The organism is Shewanella sp. 1180_01, from assembly GCF_052850535.1.
Genome location: NZ_VXCT01000012.1, coordinates 16,034 through 37,599 on the forward strand (window position 1 = coordinate 16,034; position 21,566 = coordinate 37,599).

Consider the following 21,566-nt stretch of genomic DNA (forward strand, 5'->3'; position numbering starts at 1 on the left):
AACTTCTACTGATATCAAACACCTAAATGCCCCACAGGTTTAGGTGTTTTTGCTCTTGATTGCCGCTTTTGGTCATCGTCATCACTAATCACGCTGCGCAATGTTATTGGCTATTTCTCGGATATTGATTGGCCATTTCGTGACTTATTCTTTCGCAGCAGTATTTTTTCCAACCTGTTTTAACTGCCTTCTACTCATTTTTTCAAATTTTTTGACACTCTTAAGCTTTAGGTAATCTAAGCCGCCGACAATGGGATAAATTTGTCCAATCATGCTGAAAATAGAGTATTTTTTTATTCTCGTTTAATGTTAGGCTAGTTAAAAATGTGCGCAATAACACACTTTTCTATCATCTAACGGAGGCGAGACTGTGGGCAGTGAAGATAACTTAGGTTGTTTAACGGGTGAGCATATTGTGCTTGAGCCCTTATCTCTGTCCCATGTGGCGGCATTGAGTTTAGCTGTGACAGATGGTCAACTTTGGCGTTTGTGGTTTACTAGTGTGCCAGAACCCGCCGAGGTGAAGTCCTATGTGACTAAAGCCCTCGAAGAAAAAGCGCGGGGTCAGAGTTTTCCCTTTGCAGTGCGGGATAGAGTGAGCGGTGAAATTGTCGGCTGCACGCGCATTTGCAACTGGGAGTCTGAAAATCGTCGCCTTGAGATTGGCTACACTTGGTATGCAAAACGTGCCCAGCGTACGGGGATCAATACCGAAGCTAAGTTATTACTATTGACCTTTGCCTTTGAAACCTTAGATGCCATTGCTGTTGAGTTTCGAACTCACTGGCATAACCAAGCCTCCAGACAAGCGATTGCGAGACTGGGTGCTAAGCAAGATGGTGTGTTGCGTAATCACAAAATTCTTAAAGACGGCACAATTCGCGATACTGTGGTGTATTCCATTATTGATGCTGAGTGGCCAGCGGTGAAAAACAGTCTGCAATTTCGATTGCGACAACGACCGCCAACACTCTAACGATAAAAAGGAAAGGCCCATGGCAAGCATTATAACTCGAGCAGATGTGACTCATGTCCATGAGGTTGCAGTGTTATTCAATGAGTACCGACAGTTTTATGGGCGCAGGGATGATGTAGCGGCCGCGGAGCAGTTTATTCATGCAAGATTGTTAGATGAGTCATCGGTGATATTTATTGCCAAAGATAATCAAGGGCTTGGATTAGGCTTTGTGCAAATGTATCCCAGCTTTTCATCGTTACGTATGGCTCCAATGTTGATCCTCAATGATGTGTATGTGACTCAACATGCTCGATGTGTCGGTATTGGGCGAGCGCTAGTGCAGCAGGCCGCCAGTTATGCCAAAGCGCATAATATGAGTTATTTGATGTTAGAAACACAGCAAAAAAACCAGCGCGCGCAGGGCTTGTATGAAGGCTTAGGCTTTGTGCGTAACCAAGATTTTTATATCTACGAGCTTGAGATCCACCGAGGGCTTGAGTAGGTTTATTTATGGCGATTAAAAGGAAAAGTAACATGTTAACTCAGGTAAAAACGTTAGTATTAGGTGGTTTAGTATTGAGTGCCAGTACTGCAGTTTGGGCTGATGAAGCAGAAAAAGCGTTTAGTAAAGAAGCCATTGAATGTGCCGCTTACTATCAAATTAGCTCAGAAGCCATTGGGGCGATGAATGCACCACAAATGCAGGCCGTGGGTGAGCGTTTAAAAAGCTCTAAAATTGAGGCTGAGAATCTAGCCAAGAAATACAGCTCTGAAGCTGAGGTGACTCAAGCGGTTGCCGCTGCTAAAGCGCGTCAAATCGAAAGCTTAGGTGGCTCAAGTAACTTAGGTGCGTTAATGGGTAAATATAAAGAAGAATGTAAAAACCTATTAGCCGATCCGCAAAAGCGTTTAGATTATTGGACTATGGCAACTATGTAGTCGCAGGTTTTAGTCAGCACAGGTTTTTAAGCATGTGATTTTAAACATGTGAAGAAAGGGAGCCTAAGGGCTCCTTTTTGCGCTAAGAACTTAGCACTGGGTTGCGCGAGTTAATTTTTATCAGGCCAATGTTAATTGGTTGCGGTCCGGTTGACTCAATGATTCTTAGCCAGCTAGGTTATTTTTGTTAAGCTGAAACTCAAACGGGGTTTTTAGGGTCTTATTGCCGAGGGTTGCGATTCTCGTTTTGTTTACGCATTGATTTTCAAACACCATCAAATATGAGCACTAACTAGGAGCAGTATGGTTTTAACATTAATGGCAGCGACTGTCTTGAGTGCTGGAGTCAGTGGATACCATTTAATCTATGGTAAACGTGTTCTATTGGCGCCGTTGTTAAAGGCAAATGTGTCCCAGCAGAGCAAGCAAATGTTGCGCTGTTTATTTCACTGCCAGTCAGTGTTTTTTGTGGCCTCAACTGCGGTACTTTTAGCCTGCGCACTTAAGGTGATCCCAGGCATGTATGCCTTTAGCTTATTGTTATTTCTTGGGATGAATTACGGGATCTTCGCGATTTGGCAGTTTTATATTGCCACTTTGAGCCCGCCAAATAGTGGCCAGATGATCATAGTGCAAGCCTTAATTTTCTTGTTGATCGGCACTTTGGCTATGTTGGGACCACTCTTGTCCGTCGCCTAAATCGCTGATCGCACTTGGATAGTCATAGCGCTTGGATAATCGTCGCGCTTAGATAAATCCTCGCTCTTGGATAGTTATCGCGCTTAAAGCGTTAACGGCTTGAAGAAACTAAAAGCGAATTATTGGCTCGACTTAATCCCGTATTGGGCGGCGAGTTCGGCCAGTTTACCATTGTCGATAAGCAGCTGAACCCAGTGTGAAAGCTTTTTAGCATCGAGTGATGATCTGAGGCTAAGTAAGATGCCGTTATCGTACTCTTGGTCCCATTTGTCTGAGATTAAAAGTAAATGCCTGTCTTGTGGATTCACCTTTAAATAATACTGCAAATAGGAATGAGTGACGGGCGCTATGTCTGCCCGTTCGCGCAGAATACTTTCGATAGAGGCCCTGTTGTTACTGACGAACAAGGGGCGAAATTGCTTTGCCAACTTGTCAGCATCGGTTTCAAAGTGGGCAAACTGATAGTGATAGCCCTTAACGAATGCGACTGACTTATTGGTTAAGTTTTTGAAATAATTTTGATTATGGGCTTTGGCCTTAAGCGCAATAAACACTTCCCCATCTATCATGTGTAGCGGAATAAACTGATCCGCTATTTTCTGCCATCCCCAAGCGGGATTCTCAAATATCATCATGTCGAAGCGACCTAAGGCATAGGCTTTATATCTGTGCTCAACACTGGTGACGGTAAATTCAAAAAACACTTCTTGTTGTATTTGATTCAATGCATTAATGATATCGAGGGTGAGGCCTGTGTAGCGGCCGTCCTGTTGTAGATTCACATAGGGAGAAAATTGATAACCACCGACATGAATGGTCGGTATTGTATTGGGTACTATTGTATTAGTTGCTGTGGGCGACTGATTGTTATCTTGGGCGATTGCGGCCGAAAATACGCTGATCCCTAAGATGAAACTAAAGAGTAGACGATACAACTGTCTTATTACCATGGTCACCCCTAATCATGCCAAAGGTTAATGATTTTTTACAAGTATACACAATTTAATTTACTCAACGCTGTCGATATTGTGCGAATTTTGAATAGGTCATAGTAAGCTAGCGCAAACAGGATGAGGGAGAACTCACATTGAGCCGGATAAAATCTCAAGTGTGTGGCTGGGTTGAACAGGGACATATCACGCAAGAGCAAGCGAATACGCTTTATCGGCAGGTCACAGAGTTGCCAGATGCGTCGAGCTGGCGTGGCTTAATCGCTAACTTATTACTTTGGTTTGGCGCCTTGAGCTTTGCCTCTGGGGTGATTTTTTTCTTTGCCTACAATTGGCAATCCCTCGGGCGTTTTGCCAAATTTGGCCTTATTGAAGTGGCGATAGTGCTCGCCATCGACGCATTTGCTTGGCTCTATTATCGTGCTAATTCCCTTTCTGCTGCTTCCCATTCCCTTCGTCACAGTCATAGTAACCAAAGCAACGACAGTAGATTTGGTGCGACGACAGCCAATGGTGTGTTATTGGCCGCGAGCGTATTGGTGGGCGGTTTATTAGCACTGGTTGGACAAACCTATCAAACGGGCGCCGATCCTTGGCAGCTATTCGCCCTGTGGGCGTTAGTTATTTTGCCTTTTGCTTGGGTGGCGGGATTCGATGGTTTATGGCTGCTGCTGGTGGGACTTATTAACCTAAGTATAGGGATATTTCTGGATTCCTTTTCCCATTTATGGGGAGCCTTCTTGGATGAGCAAGGTCAACTGCTGATCTTTATCTGTTTGAATTTATCTATCTATTACGCTTTTGTCTTGTTAGGCCGCAACGTCGCGGGGCGCTGGCATGCGCCAATCCTCGAATATGTGTGTTCACTGTTTGCGATGGGCTGTTTTACTTGGTTCATCACTTGGCTGATTTTCGATGATCTCCTTAAAGGTGATGGCTTTAGTACTTGGATAGTTTGTGGTTATTTTGCCCATCTAGTGTTGGGATTCGTTATTTTTCGCTATCGCTTACCGCGCATTTATCCCTTGGCCTTGGGCGGTTTTAGCTTGATTGCCGTGGGCGCTGCGTTACTGATTCGGCTGATGTTTGAGGACAATGATCCCATAGGTGGTTTTTTGTTTATTGGGCTTTACATCATTTTGGCGAGCACAGGTTTGAGTATTTGGTTAAAGGAACTCAGTCGCAAGCTTAAACCACTGTCAGAATCTATGTCAGAATTAGAACCTGAACCTATGTCTGAATTAGAGCTTGAGCCCGCAGCGAGAGCGACCCAAGGGAAAGTGGGAGACATTCATGAGCAACAATAATGGCTTACCGGATGGCGACATGGTGACCAATTCTTTAACGAGTTCAGTAGCGACTCCTTTAAAGTCTCCTTCAAAAGAGAATGCCGCTTTAATTGATGCATCGGGTGAATCCAGTCTGATAACACTGTGGCAATCTTTGTATGCCGAGGGCAAAGTCAGTACGCCCCAAATGCCAGAAAACCAGGATATTCCTTGGTATATTGCCGCTATGCAGGCCTTTGCCGCTTGGATAGCCGCTTTGTTTCTATTGGGTTTTATGATGGCAGCATTTGGCGCTATTTTTGAGCGGGTAGGTGAGGGCGTCGCCTTATTTATCGGCTTAACCTATTTAGCCGTGGGCATTGGGTTGTATTTTTTGCCGCGGCAACAGATCTTCATTGAGCAATTTGCTTTTGCCGCCTGTTTGAGTGGTTTAATCAGTGTGGCTTGGGGATTCTATGATTTAATCGACAATGATTTTAGCCTCAACTGGTATCTGTGTATGGCGGGTATTCTCTTGCTGTTGTGGGGTTTAATTGCCCATGGATTAGCCCAGTTTGTGTTCGCGTTTGGCTTAAGTTGGTGCGTGATTGGCCTCATGGCTAAGTTCGAATGGCTCAATGTCTGCCCAAGTCTGTTTGCCTTAATCATTAGCCTAGTGTTGTTCAATATCAATCGGTTCGGACGTCATTACCGCCGCGCGCGCATGCTTATCTACGGCTTTGCACTGGCATTAATTACATTGCAACTGATGCATGCCTTTAGCATGGACAGTATTTTTGAAGCCTTATTCAGTCCTTGGCAGCAAAGCTTGTGGCTCACGCTGATCCATCTGTCGATTATTTTTGTCATTTGCGGATTATTGTTGGTCACTGTATTTCGCGAACGCCAACAATCACTCAGTTCACTGGCGGCGATAGGCTGTTTTCTCGGTTTAATCGTTATTAGCGGTTTATCTTTACCCATGCAGGGGTTATCGACGGCTATCCTATTGATTCTGCTTGGCCATTATTGCAATGAGCCTTGGCTAAAAGGCATAGGAATTGTGTCGGCGCTGTTGTTTGTCAGCGGATATTATTATTCCTTAGAAACAACACTACTGCTGAAATCTGCTTATTTGATGGGTTTAGGCGCGCTGTTGCTGGTGGCAAGGATGCTGGTGTGGCGGTTATTTCCTGCCAATGAAAATGCCAAGGAGACTATGTGATGGGCAATGTGATGGGAAAACTGGCGGCTTCACATAAATGGGCGCTGGGCATAGTACTTTTTACGACCGTTGCGATTCTTGCTGGCGTGAATTGGCGCATTTTCAAATTTGAACAACTGTTTAATCACGGCCAAGTCGTGCGCTTTGCATTAGCGCCAGTCGATCCGCGCTCGTTAATGCAGGGGGATTACATGGCGCTGGAATATGCCATTGCCCGCGATGTGCGTAGCGCCTTAGCGCCGCAACAAATGCAGGGTCAGTTGTTGCTGGCACTAGATGGGCAAAAAGTGGCACGTTTTGTGGATTTTTATACTGACCAAGCGCTGGGTAAAGATCAGCTGCGGGTGCAATTTCGTGTTCGTGGTAATCAAATCAAGCTCGCATCGAACAGCTTTTTCTTTGAAGAAGGGCAAGCCGATCATTTCAGTGCGGCTAAATACGGCGAGTTTAGGGTGAACGCCCAAGGTGAGTTACTGCTGGTCAGTTTACTCGATGAAAAACTTGAGCCCTTATAACCCTGCGTCGGGGCTTTCATCCATTGGCTCTACTTATATCTGTTAAGAGCGATTTATCCCAATCACATTGATTATTTCTGGCCGCATTTGTAATGGGCGGCCAGCATTCCCCGTACTGCTTTCTTCCTAGCTCTGATCGCTAAATCGCACCAATAATATCAACCTTAAGTTGCAACTTTGGCGCAACCAATTTGTAACCTTGGTCGCCTATAGTATCGTCAGTCTTCGAGGTGACATCATCTTGAAGCATCTAAGCACATCAATTAAATCGCAATTCAATACAAAATATTAAAACAATATATTTAGGGGTCTCAATGTTTAACACTAAAACTGTGCTGGCGTTAGCCATCAGCAGCGTTTGTGGGCTTGCCCATGGCGCGGATAATTTGATCATTTCAGAATACGTCGAAGGCAGCAGCAACAATAAAGCCATCGAACTGTATAACCCAACTGCGGGCGTTATTGATTTAAGCCAATACCAATTGCGTTTCTATTTCAATGGCAGCACCAACGTCGGTACGACCATTGCGCTCACTGGCTCATTAGCCGCGGGTGCGACTTATGTGGTTGCCGATAACGACGCGTCTGCCGATATTCTTGCGGTTACCAATCAACAGAGTAGCGCCAGCTTCTTTAACGGCGACGATGCGATTGAACTGACTTATCAAAATCAAGTGATTGATAGTTTAGGTCAAGTTGGTGTCGATCCCGGTGCCGAGTGGGGCAGTGGTGATTTATCCACTCAAGATAATACCCTGCGTCGTAATCCTGATCAGCTGATTGCCGATCCCATCAGTGATGATGCGGTCAGCTTTAGCACTTGGTTAGGTTTTGCGAAGGATGATATTTCTGATCTCGGTAAATTCAGCGCTGGCACGCCAACCGATCCCGTTGACCCGCCACCGAGTTCTTTAGTGTGCGGCGAAGAAGCCACAGCAATTCATGCGCTTCAAGGCGCGGGTGCTGCCAGTCCTCTCAATGGTCAAACCTTAGTGGTTGAAGCGGTTGTCGTCAGTAATCAAGAAGCCGGTCTTAAGGGCATTTTCGTGCAAATGGCTGATAACGAAGCCGATAGCGATCCTCAAACCTCGGAAGGGGTGTTTGTGTATACCGGCACTGCGCCTACCGCGTATGTGGCGGGCGATCGTATTCGTTTAAAAGCCAAAGTCACTGAATATCAAGGCTTAACTGAACTAACGACTGTATCAGATCATAAGTTGTGTGCCACTGCGCAAGCATTGCCAACGGCGGCTGTGGTGACCTTACCGGTTAACAGCAGTGATGATTTTGAGCCATTTGAGGGCATGCGTGTTCGTTTTAGCCAAGATTTAGTGGTGAACGAAGTCTACAATCTAGGTCGTTACGGCGAGATTTCATTAGGCAGTCAGCGCCACTTTATCGGTACGCAAGTCGCTGCACCGGGCGCGGATGCGCTGGCAGTGAGCGCGGCTAACCAACGCGACAGTATTTTATTGGATGACGGTTTAACAGCGCAGAATCCAGATCCTGTGCAATTCCCCGCTCCTGGTTTGAGCGCATCAAACACAGTGCGTGTAGGCGATAAAGCCACATCGCTTACGGGTGTAATGCACTATGGCTTCAATCTGTATCGTATTATGCCAATCGAAACTGTGAACTTTGTGGCGGAAAACCCACGCCCAATCGCACCCACATTGGTTGAGGGCGGTAATCTAAAAGTCGCTAGCTTTAACGTGCTTAACTACTTCAACGGTGATGGTCAAGGTGCAGGATTCCCAACTGCCCGTGGTGCCAATACGTTGAGCGAATTTGAGCGTCAAAAGGCGAAGATTGTCAGCGCCATGGTGGGCATTAGTGCCGACGTATTTGGTTTGATGGAAATCGAGAACGATGGCTTTGGCGCAAATTCGGCCATTGCTGATTTAGTCGCAGGTTTGAATGCCGCTGTGGGTGAAGCGCGTTACGCTTATATCGCGCCAACAGGCATGAATGCGATTGGCACCGATGCCATCACAGTTGGCTTGATTTATCGTAGTGATAAAGTCACGCCGCAGGGCGCTGCACGCATTCTATCCAGTGCCAATTCGCCATTAGATAGCGATCAAAAGCCCTTGTTTGACGACAGTAAAAACCGTCCAATGCTGACCCAAGCCTTTAGCATGAACGGCACTGAAGAGGGCGTGGTTGTTGCGGTTAATCACCTTAAATCTAAGGGCAGTGAATGTGCGGGCGATCCTGATCTCAATGATGGTCAAGGCAACTGTAATATCACTCGTACCCGTGCGGCGACTGCCGCAGGTCAATGGATCAGCGAGCAATATCCAGATCAAGGTGTACTGCTGATTGGTGATTTGAACGCTTATGCGCAGGAAGATCCATTAACGGCGTTAGGTAACGCGGGCTTTAGTGAGCTGTTTGCCAAACTTGAAAAGCCGAACCCTTATTCCTATGTATTCTCGGCAGAATCGGGTCAGTTGGATCATGCTTTAGCAAACGCTGCCCTGCTGGATAAAGTGGTGGATGTAACTGAGTGGCATATCAATACCGACGAACCGCGCGTATTGGATTATAACGAAGAGTTTAAGACGCCTGCTCAAATCCAAGACTTATTCGCTACTGATGCGTATCGCTCATCGGATCACGATCCTGTGGTGATTTCACTCTTGCTCGAAGCGGAAAAAGTCGCGCCAGTGGCCAGTTTCACCCAAGTGGTGAATGGCGCTGCGGTGCAACTGACATCCACTTCAACCGACAGCGATGGACAAATCGTGTCTGCCGAGTGGAGCTTTGGTGATAGCACAGTGGCAGTGGGTGAGGTAGTGACTCACAGTTACAGCCAAAGCGGCGAGTATCTGGTCACGCTAACTGTGACTGACAACGATGGCTTAACCCATAGCACGTCGCAAACTGTGACTGTGGTTGTTGGAGAGGTAAAACAACCGCCTGTTGCGCAAATTCAACGTATCAATTTATTGTTCGTCGATATGTTTATCTCGACTAGCTACGATACCGATGGCGTAATCAAGCAACATAAGTGGACGTTCGACAACGGCACCCGCGCTAACGGTCAAGTGGTATTGCGCCTTGCCCGCCGTGGACAACACACAGTTGAACTGACCGTTAAAGATAACGACAAGTTAACGGATACTACGACGCTGACGTATCGTTAAGTCAGTCCTTTTATTCCGCTGATTTTAAGTGACGCCAAGCCCGCAGCCGCGGGCTTTTCTTTTTGAGATAATGGCGATTTTTGGAGTTAGATTATGAGCTTTCTTGGTAGTCAATTCAGCTGGTTTTGATGTGTAAAATGCCAAACTTAAGTCAGTGCTCAATATCGAATCCGCCTTTGCCCCAAAAAGATTCTCGCTTAGCGAGCTCGCTGGAATGGAACAAAAGTGACCTAAGGACGGTATATAACGGCGACATATAGATACGGAGTAGAAGATGTTAAATCGCCATATTTACTCAGGGTGCAGTGAGAGTGACTGTTTGGTGAGAAATAAATTGCTCCGAATAGCTTGACGTATCTGGGTTTGAAGTTCGAAGACCCGGTTGAGATCATTTAGATTCAGGGATAGGTTTTCTAACATAACCAGATCGAGATTAAATTCAGGATAGTGGAGTGACATAGACATATATCCAGCTAAGTATCCCGTATGGCTATATTCTATGATGCCATCTTCTCTATTGATTCTTAGCCCATAGCCATAGCTCATATCCGGCCATAAAAATTTAATCTTGGTATAAGAGCGAGTCATAAGTTCATAGCTTTCATGGCTGATAAACTTTCCAGAGTGCAATTGATGCTGAAATTTGGCAAAAGCCGCTGCCGATGCAATCAATCCTCCGGCAGGGAGTAATGATTCGTCAATAACGAGGTTTGAAGGCGCGAGGATATCCGATTCGTTTAGGCCTACAGCGAGCGAAGTCATTCTCTGTCGAATGCTGTTAATACTGCCGACTTGCGCATAAAGTCCGTTGATCTGGTTAAGCTGTGAAAATTGAGCAATCTGTTGAGCAAATGATTGTTGATTTACCTTTTCGAGCAGTTGACCTAACAGCGTATATCCAAAATTGGAGTATTCAAATTGGCTCCCTGGCTCAAATCGATTAGATTTGCCAAGTTCGTCAACTCCCGATGTGTGACTAAGCAGATGGTGAATGGTAATTCTTTCATCGTATTGATTTAGAATAAACGAAGATGCACTTTTATCTGAATTCGTCTCGATGCCATCTTGGCGCTTATTTTTATCCCGTGTGACATCATCAAAAAGATAACTATTAAATGAACGATGTAAGTCGAGCTTTCCAGCATCGACAGCTTGCAATATCAAAGTCGCGGTGATCTGTTTAGAGAGTGATGCCATGACGAAGCTAGAAGCTTCATTAATTCCTTCGCCTTTTTGTAACTCGAGTAGTGGTACACCATTTTCGAGCAAAATGACGCTACCACTGAATGGCTGCAATGAATCATCGATAGCCGCTTTGATTAAGGTTTTGATGTCTTGTGGTTTTGATACTACTTTAATGTCTGCTTTTTCTGACGCCTTATCGCCATGTAACGCTAAGCTGTTGCCATTGCTATGACCACTTAGTAATAACAAAAAACTGCTCAGTATGGTGGTGATAACGCGAAGGCTCATTTGTTGTCCTTAACTTGATTTAGCAGTCATTAATTTTTAAAGGACGCAAGCTTATCATAACCTATTTTTAGGGGCAGTATACTTTGATGCTTACACTTGAAAGTTAAAGTAAATTTTCGATATGAATATGACTGTATTTGTGTAAATTTAGGTACGATTATTTACTGTTATTTTGGCGATAATGTCGATACTGGGGCTGAGATTGTGAGCTTTCATGGCAGTCGAACCGGCTAGTTTCGATGTGCAACAAAGCCAAACTTAAGTCATTTCTCAATATTAAAGTCCGTCATAAAAATCTAGGCTCAAAACTAGCTAGCATTCGGCTGATGAATCGCAAGCTTGTAACCTCATTGCCCTAAAAGTTATCTCCTATATCCAGCGTTCAACTGCGTACCACTAATGGCTGAAACTGGATCGTTATACCGTATATTTTCAATCGCTTGGTATTGAGTGATTTTAAGTTGATATCGGTGAGCGTTACTATAAATGTTTGATTGTATTGTTTTTAAAGTTAAATCCTTAAAGGTTGCTGTTTTTAGATAATAGGTTTTGAGAACAAGCATGCGCGTTTTTATAATGGATTCTTGTATATGAAAAGCGATAGAAAGCTGTTAGCTTTTAGTTAATATATAATTAAGAGTGCGCGTTTTTACTGCTCTAATGAGGTAAATACGTATGCGAACAATGCAAGTATTAGGTTTTTAAATCACAATCAAAATCACAAAAAGGACTTTGTTTATGCGTTTTTTAATTTCATTACTCTTTGTTTTTACCGTTGCTATATTTGAGGCTTCTGCATCTGAGTCTTCTGCGTTAGATAAAGTGACTATTGGAGAAAATTTCATTATACATTCTGAAATTATTGGCGAAGATAGACCGATTTCAGTGTATATACCAAAGGGAGTAAATACAGGTGATTCTCTATATGTTATCTATTTACTTGATAGTGAACACCACTTTCATACCGTCACGGGCATAGTGCAGTCTCTAGTCGACTATGAACAAATACCCAAAACAATGGTTGTAGGTATTCAAACAACAAATCGTCCTCGTGACTATCTCCCTAAGATAAACGGTGAGCCACAAACCAAATTTCAAACATTTGTAAAATCTAAATGGCCTGATTCAGGGCAAGATAATTTTTTAACATTTCTAAATGATGAGCTCTTTCCATATATTGATAAAAATTATACTACCTATCCTCACAGAACAATTATTGGTCATTCAAATGGTGGGACATTAGCACTTTCAGCTTTGTTTGAGCGCCCAGAACTGTTCAATAATTACTTAGCTATAAGCGCCAATGGATGGTGGAGTTATGATGAAATAATTCAAAATTCAAAAAAACTAATAGAAAGCAACCGTCCTAAACAAAAACTTTTTCTTTCGGTTGCCGGTGAAGGTAGTCAATTCTATACGGGTACATTAGAGCTATTAACCAACATGGAAAGGAACAAACCCGTTAATCTAGACTGGAAATTTGAACACTATCCAGAGCGTACTCATATGAGTGGCATATTACCTGCGATAATGAGTGGGCTAGAGTATTTGTATGCTGATGTTAATTTTAAAATCACCCCTGAGTTGGCTAAATATGCGAACATATCAGTCGTTAAAAGTTACTATTCAGATTTATCTAAGCAGTTTGGCTTCACTGTTTCAGCCCCTGTTGATATTTATGTAGAATTTGCAGAGCAACAGCAAATGAACCTGCGAGAAGAAGAAGCGCTCAAGACATTAGAGCAATTTGTACATGATTACCCAGAACATTCATATGCGCATATGAAACTCGCTCAAGGTTATGCTAAGGTGAAAAAATATAATCAATCCTATGAAGGTTTTGTCCAAGCACTTAATTTAGCAAAACTACAAAAGAAAGAAACGAACATTATCGATGCGCTTCAAGATATGGTTAATCAAGCTCAAACAAAACTTTAATAATAAAAATCCATATAAGGTGTTAAAAGTCCTCGGAGATCAAAATTGCTTAAAGAGTATGTACATAGATTTAGGAATGCCCTAGTAAAGGCCGCAGAGCTTGAATCCTACCGTTTATATAAGCTAGGCCGATGGAATGAGCTTAATTCTTTTCCTTTTGGGTCATGTGACATCGCTAGTAATTTCCTTGCCATGTACCTAAAAGAAAAAGGTATAGAATCTAAAATCATATGGTGCGGAAATGAACTCGAGCAGTACAGCTCAGTAAAAAGTCATGTGTGGCTTGAAGTCGATGATACATTTATAGATATAACAATTTCGCAGTTTCCCGAGTACGACAATAATCGGATACATATCTGCAAGAAAAACTCCCCCACTATGCTGATGGAGATTTATAAGCATTGCAAAGAACTTGGCCACCACAATTACCAAGAACGGGAAATACAATTAAACTCCGCATCTAAAAGTGGGCAGCCTTTATATGAAGAATTAAAGAAGCTAGCAGATGGAGGGTAAAATTTTTAATAAGGCCAGCCAGAGGGCCGAAAAAACTGCCGCTTCGCTCTGTTTTTTCGGCCCCTGCTGGCGGCATTATGCGTAAAAGCTAATATAGATGTAGGAATAATTATGAAAAAAGATGATTTAGTTGAGCTAGTAGTTAAGTATTTCGAGAAAGTAGATGCAGGTGATCCTAGTTATCTGGATCTATTTTCCGAGGATGTTGATTTTTTCTTTCCTAAATTTGGACAGGCGAAAGGAAAGGATGCCCTAGTGGAGTTTGGCAATAGGATTGGGAGCTCGTTGACAAGTATCTGGCACAACATAGACGGCTTTCAAATAACAACCGCTGGAAACAAGGTAATTGTTGAAGGACAGGAGGGCGGCGTAATGAGTGATGGTACCTCTTGGCCGGACAACAATGTATCTACTGGTCGTTTTTGTAGTGTGTTTGAGTTTGAAGGAAAAAGAATAAGTCGTATGTATGTGTATGTAGATCCTGACTTTCCGAGTCGAGATTTAGAAAGAATTTCTGTGCTGTCAGGGGGAAGTAACGCATAATCGTCCACCCTATGGACGGGGCGGTCGAGCATCCAAAGGAAGGACTTGAACAACATCCTTGTTTAACTGCCAGTTCGCCGTCCATGGCTCTCGTTCATAAGCTCAGAAACCCTAGGTTTCTATTCACAGTGTCGATGAATGACATGGCAAGCCTGTGCGAGTGGCATGTTCTGGTCTAATCCCATCGGACACTTAATTTTGAGACAGTATGGTCAATAAATTAAGAGGTCGATATGAGTCTGAAGAAATCACATAAGAGTTATCCCCAGGCATTTAAAGATGAAGCTGTCTTGATGGTGCTAGAACAAGGTTATAGCGTTGCCGATGCGGCAAAGTCTCTTGGAGTTAGCACGAGCCTGCTTTACAACTGGAAGGAAAAACACCAAGCCCTGCAACAAGGTATCACCTTAGAAGAGTCTGAGCGTGATGAGCTAAGGCGATTACGTATAGAAAACAAAGAATTACGAATGGAGAAAGAAATTCTAAAAAAGGCCAGCGCCTTCTTTGCGAGAGAAATGAAGTAAGATTTCGTTTCATCAAACGGCAATCCAACCTGTTTCCCGTAGCACTGTTATGTCGAGTAATGAGTGTAAGTAAATCAGGTTATTACGATTGGCATAAGCGCCCTGCAAACGTGATAAGCCTTGAAACACTGAAGCTTTATCGCCTTGTTCGACAGCTATTTAAGCAAAGTCGAGGCAGCTTAGGGAATCGTGAAATGGTGAAAAAATTGCGCAAGGAAGGCTACCAGGTTGGTCGCTATCTCGTTCGTAAAATTATGTACCGCCTTCGACTCAAAGCAACCCAGCGACGTGCTTACAAGGTGACTACGCAGCGGAAACACTCAGATGCAGTGGCAGATAACCTGTTAAACATGAACTTTAATCCAGTATCGGCTAATCAGGTCTGGGCGGGTGACGTGACCTATTTAAAGACGGGTGAAGGCTGGATGTATTTGGCAGTGGTGATGGATTTGTATTCACGCCGGATTGTGGGATGGCACATAGATAAACGCATGACCACAGATTTGATATCTAAGGCATTAATAAAAGCCTACAACCTGCGACAACCGGCCAGAGGGTTGGTATTTCACAGTGACCGAGGCTCGCAATATACCAGTAAGCAATTCGGTAGGCTGCTATCGAGCTATGGTATCCGAGCCAGCATGGGTGATGTGGGGGCGTGTTGGGATAATGCCGTTGTTGAGCGATTCTTTGGCAGCTTAAAACACGATTGGATTTTTAAAGTTAATCAACCAACAAGGGAGTTTATGAAGCAAGATGTGACTGCTTACATGAAATATTACAACTTGGAGCGGCTGCATTCTGCTAATGACGATCTGTCACCGGTAGAGTTTGAAAATTCTCAAGTAAAAGTGTCCAGTTTGGGTTGACCAGTACATTGTCCTGCTAGTGCATAAACACGACTTCATCCTCCAATGAATGCGTTTTGGGCTCCAATAGTGCACAGAATATCGCTGCACTATTGGGGCCTTTTTTATACCGGTATCGACAAGATGGTGAGGCAAGTTGCTATCTTAGAAATTGAGTAACAAAAACCAACATAAAACTCAGTGTCTATGCACCTTTGCACTGACAAAACACTCACAAATCTGCATATTCAAGAAGAAAGGATCTGAACCTCAAATATTCATAGCAAAATGATATAAAAAACGTGATCTCTGTGGGTTACAGACTGTTACAGATCCGATAAGATGGCCCCAGTTCGCTTTTTCCCTGCAAAAGATGAAGCCAGCTGAGAGGCCCGTTCTAACGAATGGGCCTCTGTCCATTCTGCCTTCTGCGTTTCCTCTGCGACAACTTATACTGCCACTTAATCGTATTACGCCCATCAAAGCTTGATTAACCTATTTACTCCGCGGTTCACTCTTTTTATCACTTACACTCAATAAGACTTACTGACGACCAAGTTGTTGCTTTATTAATCAGTAATTCAGCAAAAGCGAAACTTCACCCAAAACTGAGATCTAGCACAAAGTTATTGGCATAAAACTCATGCTAAATAGAGACATGACAGATTAAGTAAATGGTTAATTTTCATGCAGTAACTATCCTTCTCCGTCAAAAAACATCAAGGCTAAATAGACTTAATTAATGATTGACCGAATTCAAAAACGATGCCTATGATGGCAACAATATCCTCGAACAGGTAGGTACGCTATGACTGCAATCACCCATGTATATAACTACACAGTTAGATGTCCACATTACAAAGATCCTGAACATCCCGTTACTTGGTTAAATCATATTGAAATGAACCAGTCCTGTGAAATCGCGTTAAATCGCATCACTAAGTGGCACGAGCTTTCTGGGGATAAGTCCTTCGAAACAAATAAGTTTGTGGTTCGTAAAGCCGAAAATGAAGATGCTTACTTCTCAATGCAGAGTGACAGACTCAAAAATGACGGCCATGCCCTAGTCACCTTTAAAATCTTTTTAGATGATTGCTGTGACGATGCCGCACCGGAAGAAATCATGCAGCACCTGATTGAAGACTATCAACAACGCTTAGCCAAACTCGAATAATCTTTGCAGTATTATTTAGCGACCTTAGACGCCAGTGCGCAAAACGCCACTGGCGTTTTTATTTACTGAATTCATAAAATTTAAACTCCGACGTCATTTCGCCCTATCCGTTCCACACGTCTTGCTCAAACTTGCCTAACGACATTACGACAACGACTCGGCAGATAATGGTGTCATAGCGTGATTCAGCTCAAGATCTGTTATATTGTCCCGAATGTTATTTGGCACTGTAGAAATGGCAGGGCTCAGTAAATTGAGTTACGAACTTAAATTGAGGATTAGCATCACAATGAATAAAGCGACGCTCATTATTATTCCTTTATTACTCGCTACATCCGCCTGTGCGGATTTAAAGGACGCAGGCCGTGCTATCGGCACAACCACTAAAGATGTCACCACTGAGATAGGCCACGCGACTCGAGACACCACCAAAGCCATAGGTCATGCCTCGCGGGATGCCGTCAAATCGGTAAAAGAAGATTTAACCAAAGACTAATCACAGTGACGCCTAGGCGTCACTGTCTGTTTTAAGCGTCTTATACATTTTAAATAACCTACTTTAAGCATCACGCATTTCAAGCTCCGCGCCCACTAAGCCGCATTCGCCCGAATACCGTGGGGCACAGGCAATCCTTGGGCATTCACATGCACAAACACCATCTTATCTATGCTCACCACCGGCGCCTGCGTCATCTTATTACGCACTTGGCAGCTGACAGTAATAGAACTGTGGCCGAGGCTCACCAGCTCCAGACCAAACTCGATCACATCTCCTTGATGCGCTGGCGTCATAAAGTTGATTTCAGAAATCAGCTTAGTCACATGGCTGGTGCTCTTCATCTGGCAGGCAGCAAAAATAGCGGCCTCCTCGTCTATCCAACTGAGCAACTGACCGCCAAACAATGTATTTGCTGGATTTAAATGTTCAGGCTTAACTAAACGGCGACTGTAATATTTCATGGCGGTGACCTCAATGTGAATGCCAACAATCAGCTTTAATGCGCTATAACTTCCCACTGTATTCAGAGCATTTTTCAGGCCACAATTGATAGCCATTAAATAACAATGAGATAGCAATAAGCTGCTGTAAAATAATCCGATTACTGCACCAAGTCGCATCAGAGTTGCACCATATTAATCAGCGCAATAGTGAACCAATAAGCAAAAAAATAGCGACTCATAGAGTCGCCAAGCTAAGGCAAGCAAAAACTTACTGGGTAGGAAGTTAAGTCACAAAATTTGACTTAAAAACCCGCACAGCACATGTAGGCGAACTGCACGGGGGACAACAGCTGCAGAGCAGCTAAACACAGGCTTACGGGTAACACTCTTTCATACTCGACTCGAGATTTAGGCTGCAAGGTCGGTAACTCATCACAGTCCGCCCTTGCCCTCTATTTCGAGTTTTTAACCACGCCTCACCACACATCGGCATAAGGCGTGCTGAGGAGTGATCCACAATCACAATGGACCATCCTAAGCGCTGCTTACTGCTTAAAACTGCTCTTCTTCGGTAGAACCTGTCAGTGCGGTCACTGATGAATGGCCACCTTGAATAACCGTAGTCACTTGGTCGAAATAACCTGTGCCCACTTCCTGTTGATGCGCGACGAAGGTGTAACCTTTCTTCGCTGCAGCAAACTCAACTTCTTGAACTTTCTCAACATAATGCTTCATACCTTCGCCACGAGCATAGTCATAAGCGAGGTCGAACATGTTGTACCACATGTTGTGGATGCCGGCTAAAGTGATGAACTGGTACTTGTAGCCCATGTCTGACAATGCTTGTTGGAAGCGCGCGATAGTGGCGTCGTCCAGATTTTTCTTCCAGTTGAACGAAGGCGAACAGTTATACGCCAACAGTTGATCTGGGTACTGAGCATGGATCGCTTCAGCAAAAATACGCGCTTCTTCTAAATCTGGCTTGGCGGTTTCACACCAAATCAAATCCGCATACGGGGCATAGGCCAGACCGCGAGAAATAGCTTGGTCAAGACCGGCTTTCACACGGTAGAAACCCTCATTGGTACGCTCGCCGGTCACGAAATCACGGTCGTATGGGTCGCAATCTGAAGTTAACAAATCGGCCGCGTTAGCATCGGTACGGGCGATAACCAGTGTATCGACACCGCTCACATCCGCCGCTAAACGTGCAGCAACCAGTTTTTGTACCGCTTCTTGGGTTGGCACTAATACTTTGCCGCCCATGTGACCACATTTCTTCACAGAAGCTAACTGATCTTCAAAGTGAACACCGGCAGCGCCCGCGTCGATCATCGACTTCATCAGTTCGAAGGCATTTAATACGCCGCCAAAACCCGCTTCTGCGTCAGCAATGATTGGCAGGAAGTAATCAACAAATTTTTCATCTTCTGGATTAACGCCATTGCCCCACTGAATTTGGTCTGCGCGGCGGAAAGAGTTATTGATGCGTGACACCACAGCAGGCACAGAGTTGGCTGGGTATAAAGATTGATCTGGGTACATAGTGCCGGCTAAGTTAGCATCGGCAGCCACTTGCCAACCTGAAAGGTAAATCGCTTCGATACCCGCTTTCGCCTGTTGTACCGCTTGACCACCCGTTAACGCGCCGAGCGAATTCACGTAGCCTTTTTTAGCGCCGCCGTTAACCAGTTCCCATAACTTAGCCGCACCACGCTTAGCGATAGTATTCTCAGGCACGATTGAACCGCGAAGTGCAACCACTTCTTCCGCGGTGTAAGGACGACGCACGTTTTTCCAACGTGGGTTTTCTGCCCAATCTCTCTTGATTGCATCAATCTGCTCTTGACGTGAAGTCTGAGTCGTTGCCTTAGTCATAGTGTCGCTCCTTTCTCTTTGATGTTGTAGCTATCATGAAACTGCCCCCCAGTTTCACTCTGCTAAATTGTTTGGTTGGCGGTAGCCCCGCCACAGCTAAATCTGATTGATATAAAACGGTTCAAGCAAATGGGTTCATCCTAGGCTGTCAGCATTTCGTAACCGGGTAAGGTTAAGAAATCGACCAGCTCGTCGGAGGTGGTAATGTCTTCGAGCAATACCGCCGCTTGGGTGAATTTGCCATGGGTGAATCTGTCGCTACCCACTTCTTTTTTCACGTTCGACAGCTCTTCAACCAACATGTCTTTAAAGAGTTGCTTGGTCACGAGTTTGCCGTTTGACAGCGACTTACCGTGTTGGATCCATTGCCAAATTGAGGCTCTAGAGATCTCAGCCGTCGCTGCATCTTCCATTAAGCCGTAAATAGGTACGCAACCGTTGCCGCTGATCCACGCCTCTAAATACTGCAGTGCGATACGAATGTTCAGACGCATCCCCTGTTCAGTGCGCTCACCATCGCAAGTTTTAAGCAGTTCGCTAGCCAGGATTGGCGCGTCTACATCACGGGTGATATGTAATTGATTACAGTGATCTTGACCTATGTATTCGTTGAAAATACCCATAGCGGTATCGGCAAGACCAGGGTGTGCCACCCAAGTGCCATCGTGGCCGTTACGCGCCTCGAGCTCTTTATCTCGACGAACTCGCTGCAATACCGCTTCGTTCTGAACCGGATCTTTGGCTGGAATAAAGGCCGCCATGCCGCCCATCGCTAACGCACCGCGTTTGTGGCAGGTCTTAATCAAGAGTCTTGAATAAGCGCTTAAGAAAGGCGTATCCATAGTGACGGCTTGGCGATCCGGTAAGACTCGGTCGCTATGACGCTTTAATGTTTTGATATAGCTGAAGATGTAATCCCAGCGACCACAGTTCAGTGCGACGATATTGGAACGCAGCTCGTAGAGGATTTCGTCCATTTCGAACACGGCCGGTAACGTCTCGATCAGGCAAGTACATTTAATCGTGCCCGCTTGCAGACAAAATCTTTCCTCAACAAAAGCAAATACTTTTGCCCACCAGCGCGCTTCAATATGACTTTCTAACTTAGGAATATAAAAGTATGGACCACTGCCCTTGGCCAAAAGTTGGCGATAGTTGTGGTAGAAATACAGTGCGAAATCAAACAGTGAGCCTGGAATCGCTTTGCCGTTAAACTGCACGTGTTTTTCTTTAAGGTGCAGACCACGAACGCGGCAAATAAGCACTGCCGGATTTGGTCCTAATTTGTAGTGCTTACCTGTGTCCGGTGCTGTGTACTCAATATCACCACGCACGGCATCACGTAGATTGATTTGACCTTCGACGACTTTTTCCCAGCTTGGTGCTAAAGAGTCTTCGAAATCGGCCATAAACACTTTGGCATTGGCGTTGAGTGCGTTAATCACCATCTTACGTTCAACGGGACCTGTGATTTCTACGCGGCGGTCAAGCAAGTCATCGGGAATACCGCGAATTTGCCATGCACCATCACGAATAGCGCGGGTTTCAGGCAGAAAGTCGGGTAATGATCCTTTATCGATACGCGCTTGCTTATCTTTACGTTTAGCGAGTAAGGCAGGTACTTCGTCGGCAAATTCACGACAAAGGGATTCGAGTAAGGCGACAGCTCCTTCGGTAAAGATGACTTCTTGGCCTGGAATGTCACGACCCACAATATTAAGCGTGGCGTTTGCTGTAGCTTTACCCAGTGTCGAATTCAATTGCTGTTCACTCAAAGTGTGTTCCGTCATCTTGATGCCCTCCCAAGAGGCTCCACTATCACAGGCTTAACGCTGACATATAAAGCAGTAGCATCCCCAATCACAGCTGCTTATAAACTCACCAAAAAACCATCAAATGTTTGTTTCGAACTAAAACTTACCGACAAACGTTTGTATTTGCAACAGTCCAAGATTGACAGAAATGGGCACAAACCTAAGTAAAAAGCATGCTAAAATTGGTCTGACCAAGCAACAAAAAACAACATA

Annotated in this window: 19 protein-coding genes; 14 read left to right on the top strand and 5 right to left on the bottom strand. The window is 44.5% G+C overall.

What is annotated here, in order from left to right:
* Positions 1-370: 370 nt before the first annotated feature.
* The 4 genes from FW758_RS08925 to FW758_RS08940 all read left to right on the top strand — a co-directional run bounded on the left by FW758_RS08925 (position 371) and on the right by FW758_RS08940 (position 2,596).
* Complete coding sequence (locus FW758_RS08925) at positions 371-976, top strand: GNAT family N-acetyltransferase (RefSeq protein ID WP_259578243.1); 606 nt, start codon at positions 371-373, stop codon at positions 974-976.
* A gap of 19 nt (positions 977-995) precedes the next feature.
* The gene (locus FW758_RS08930) at positions 996-1,460 is read left to right on the top strand and encodes a GNAT family N-acetyltransferase (RefSeq protein WP_006081317.1); all 465 of its coding nucleotides are present in this window, start codon (positions 996-998) and stop codon (positions 1,458-1,460) included.
* Between the two features lie 32 nt (positions 1,461-1,492).
* Positions 1,493-1,897, top strand: a complete 405-nt coding sequence (locus FW758_RS08935; RefSeq protein WP_012587851.1) for a hypothetical protein — start codon at positions 1,493-1,495, stop codon at positions 1,895-1,897.
* Positions 1,898-2,200: 303 nt separating this feature from the next.
* Entirely contained in the window at positions 2,201-2,596 is a 396-nt protein-coding gene (locus FW758_RS08940) for a hypothetical protein (protein ID WP_446445196.1), read from the top strand.
* A gap of 119 nt (positions 2,597-2,715) precedes the next feature.
* On the opposite strand, the gene FW758_RS08945 is transcribed toward FW758_RS08940, so the two are convergent.
* A complete protein-coding gene (locus tag FW758_RS08945) occupies positions 2,716-3,546 on the bottom strand; it encodes a substrate-binding periplasmic protein (RefSeq protein WP_446445197.1) in 831 nt (276 codons plus the stop codon).
* 137 nt (positions 3,547-3,683) lie between these two features.
* On the opposite strand from FW758_RS08945, the gene FW758_RS08950 reads away from it, so the two are divergent.
* From FW758_RS08950 to FW758_RS08965, 4 genes are all read left to right on the top strand, one after another.
* A complete protein-coding gene (locus FW758_RS08950; protein WP_446445198.1) occupies positions 3,684-4,853 on the top strand; it encodes a DUF2157 domain-containing protein in 1,170 nt (389 codons plus the stop codon).
* Positions 4,840-6,039, top strand: coding sequence for a DUF4401 domain-containing protein (locus tag FW758_RS08955; protein WP_446445199.1), 1,200 nt, complete (start codon positions 4,840-4,842; stop codon positions 6,037-6,039). The genes FW758_RS08950 and FW758_RS08955 overlap by 14 nt, the downstream gene beginning before the upstream one ends.
* Positions 6,039-6,554, top strand: a complete 516-nt coding sequence (locus FW758_RS08960) for a GDYXXLXY domain-containing protein (RefSeq protein WP_446445200.1) — start codon at positions 6,039-6,041, stop codon at positions 6,552-6,554. The genes FW758_RS08955 and FW758_RS08960 overlap by 1 nt, the downstream gene beginning before the upstream one ends.
* A 314-nt stretch (positions 6,555-6,868) precedes the next feature.
* The gene (locus tag FW758_RS08965; protein ID WP_446445201.1) at positions 6,869-9,703 is read left to right on the top strand and encodes an ExeM/NucH family extracellular endonuclease; all 2,835 of its coding nucleotides are present in this window, start codon (positions 6,869-6,871) and stop codon (positions 9,701-9,703) included.
* Positions 9,704-9,994: 291 nt separating this feature from the next.
* Here FW758_RS08965 and FW758_RS08970 read toward each other — a convergent pair whose 3' ends face one another.
* Positions 9,995-11,176, bottom strand: coding sequence for a serine hydrolase domain-containing protein (locus FW758_RS08970; protein WP_446445202.1), 1,182 nt, complete (start codon positions 11,174-11,176; stop codon positions 9,995-9,997).
* Positions 11,177-11,914: 738 nt separating this feature from the next.
* Between FW758_RS08970 and FW758_RS08975 the strand changes: the two genes are divergently transcribed.
* From FW758_RS08975 to FW758_RS09000, 6 genes are all read left to right on the top strand, one after another.
* The gene (locus tag FW758_RS08975; RefSeq protein ID WP_446445203.1) at positions 11,915-13,114 is read left to right on the top strand and encodes an alpha/beta hydrolase; all 1,200 of its coding nucleotides are present in this window, start codon (positions 11,915-11,917) and stop codon (positions 13,112-13,114) included.
* A gap of 45 nt (positions 13,115-13,159) precedes the next feature.
* Positions 13,160-13,630: a hypothetical protein gene (locus FW758_RS08980; RefSeq protein WP_446445204.1), complete on the top strand. Its 471-nt coding sequence runs from the start codon at positions 13,160-13,162 to the stop codon at positions 13,628-13,630.
* Between the two features lie 111 nt (positions 13,631-13,741).
* Positions 13,742-14,173 (top strand): nuclear transport factor 2 family protein, encoded by a 432-nt coding sequence (locus FW758_RS08985; RefSeq protein ID WP_413489603.1) that lies wholly within the window; start codon positions 13,742-13,744, stop codon positions 14,171-14,173.
* A gap of 233 nt (positions 14,174-14,406) precedes the next feature.
* Positions 14,407-15,566 (top strand): IS3 family transposase gene (locus FW758_RS08990; RefSeq protein ID WP_446445205.1). Its coding sequence is split into 2 segments (ribosomal slippage): positions 14,407-14,656 and positions 14,656-15,566, totalling 1,161 coding nucleotides; the frame shifts between segments, so codons are not numbered across the junction.
* Positions 15,567-16,353: 787 nt separating this feature from the next.
* The gene (locus FW758_RS08995; RefSeq protein WP_006080845.1) at positions 16,354-16,719 is read left to right on the top strand and encodes a hypothetical protein; all 366 of its coding nucleotides are present in this window, start codon (positions 16,354-16,356) and stop codon (positions 16,717-16,719) included.
* A gap of 289 nt (positions 16,720-17,008) precedes the next feature.
* The gene (locus tag FW758_RS09000; RefSeq protein ID WP_006080844.1) at positions 17,009-17,215 is read left to right on the top strand and encodes a hypothetical protein; all 207 of its coding nucleotides are present in this window, start codon (positions 17,009-17,011) and stop codon (positions 17,213-17,215) included.
* A gap of 95 nt (positions 17,216-17,310) precedes the next feature.
* Here FW758_RS09000 and FW758_RS09005 read toward each other — a convergent pair whose 3' ends face one another.
* The 3 genes from FW758_RS09005 to aceB form a co-directional block, all read right to left on the bottom strand.
* Positions 17,311-17,679, bottom strand: a complete 369-nt coding sequence (locus FW758_RS09005; RefSeq protein WP_006080843.1) for an acyl-CoA thioesterase — start codon at positions 17,677-17,679, stop codon at positions 17,311-17,313.
* 534 nt (positions 17,680-18,213) lie between these two features.
* On the bottom strand, positions 18,214-19,539 hold the full coding sequence (gene aceA, locus FW758_RS09010) for an isocitrate lyase (protein ID WP_012588215.1): 1,326 nt from the start codon (positions 19,537-19,539) through the stop codon (positions 18,214-18,216).
* Positions 19,540-19,679: 140 nt separating this feature from the next.
* Positions 19,680-21,329: a malate synthase A gene (gene aceB, locus FW758_RS09015; RefSeq protein WP_106651162.1), complete on the bottom strand. Its 1,650-nt coding sequence runs from the start codon at positions 21,327-21,329 to the stop codon at positions 19,680-19,682.
* Between the last annotated feature and the right edge of the window lie 237 nt (positions 21,330-21,566).

Excerpts from the sequence above, each read along its gene's own strand:
- FW758_RS08935 (WP_012587851.1), top strand. The coding sequence starts at position 1,493 with ATGTTAACTCAGGTAAAAACGTTAGTATTAGGTGGTTTAGTATTGAGT.
- FW758_RS08985 (WP_413489603.1), top strand. The coding sequence starts at position 13,742 with ATGAAAAAAGATGATTTAGTTGAGCTAGTAGTTAAGTATTTCGAGAAA.
- FW758_RS09000 (WP_006080844.1), top strand. The coding sequence starts at position 17,009 with ATGAATAAAGCGACGCTCATTATTATTCCTTTATTACTCGCTACATCC.
- FW758_RS08960 (WP_446445200.1), top strand. The coding sequence starts at position 6,039 with ATGGGCAATGTGATGGGAAAACTGGCGGCTTCACATAAATGGGCGCTG.
- aceB (WP_106651162.1), bottom strand. The coding sequence starts at position 21,329 with ATGACGGAACACACTTTGAGTGAACAGCAATTGAATTCGACACTGGGT.
- FW758_RS09005 (WP_006080843.1), bottom strand. The coding sequence starts at position 17,679 with ATGAAATATTACAGTCGCCGTTTAGTTAAGCCTGAACATTTAAATCCA.
- FW758_RS08995 (WP_006080845.1), top strand. The coding sequence starts at position 16,354 with ATGACTGCAATCACCCATGTATATAACTACACAGTTAGATGTCCACAT.
- FW758_RS08955 (WP_446445199.1), top strand. The coding sequence starts at position 4,840 with ATGAGCAACAATAATGGCTTACCGGATGGCGACATGGTGACCAATTCT.
- FW758_RS08975 (WP_446445203.1), top strand. The coding sequence starts at position 11,915 with ATGCGTTTTTTAATTTCATTACTCTTTGTTTTTACCGTTGCTATATTT.
- FW758_RS08940 (WP_446445196.1), top strand. The coding sequence starts at position 2,201 with ATGGTTTTAACATTAATGGCAGCGACTGTCTTGAGTGCTGGAGTCAGT.
- FW758_RS08930 (WP_006081317.1), top strand. The coding sequence starts at position 996 with ATGGCAAGCATTATAACTCGAGCAGATGTGACTCATGTCCATGAGGTT.
- FW758_RS08970 (WP_446445202.1), bottom strand. The coding sequence starts at position 11,176 with ATGAGCCTTCGCGTTATCACCACCATACTGAGCAGTTTTTTGTTATTA.
- FW758_RS08965 (WP_446445201.1), top strand. The coding sequence starts at position 6,869 with ATGTTTAACACTAAAACTGTGCTGGCGTTAGCCATCAGCAGCGTTTGT.
- FW758_RS08945 (WP_446445197.1), bottom strand. The coding sequence starts at position 3,546 with ATGGTAATAAGACAGTTGTATCGTCTACTCTTTAGTTTCATCTTAGGG.
- aceA (WP_012588215.1), bottom strand. The coding sequence starts at position 19,539 with ATGACTAAGGCAACGACTCAGACTTCACGTCAAGAGCAGATTGATGCA.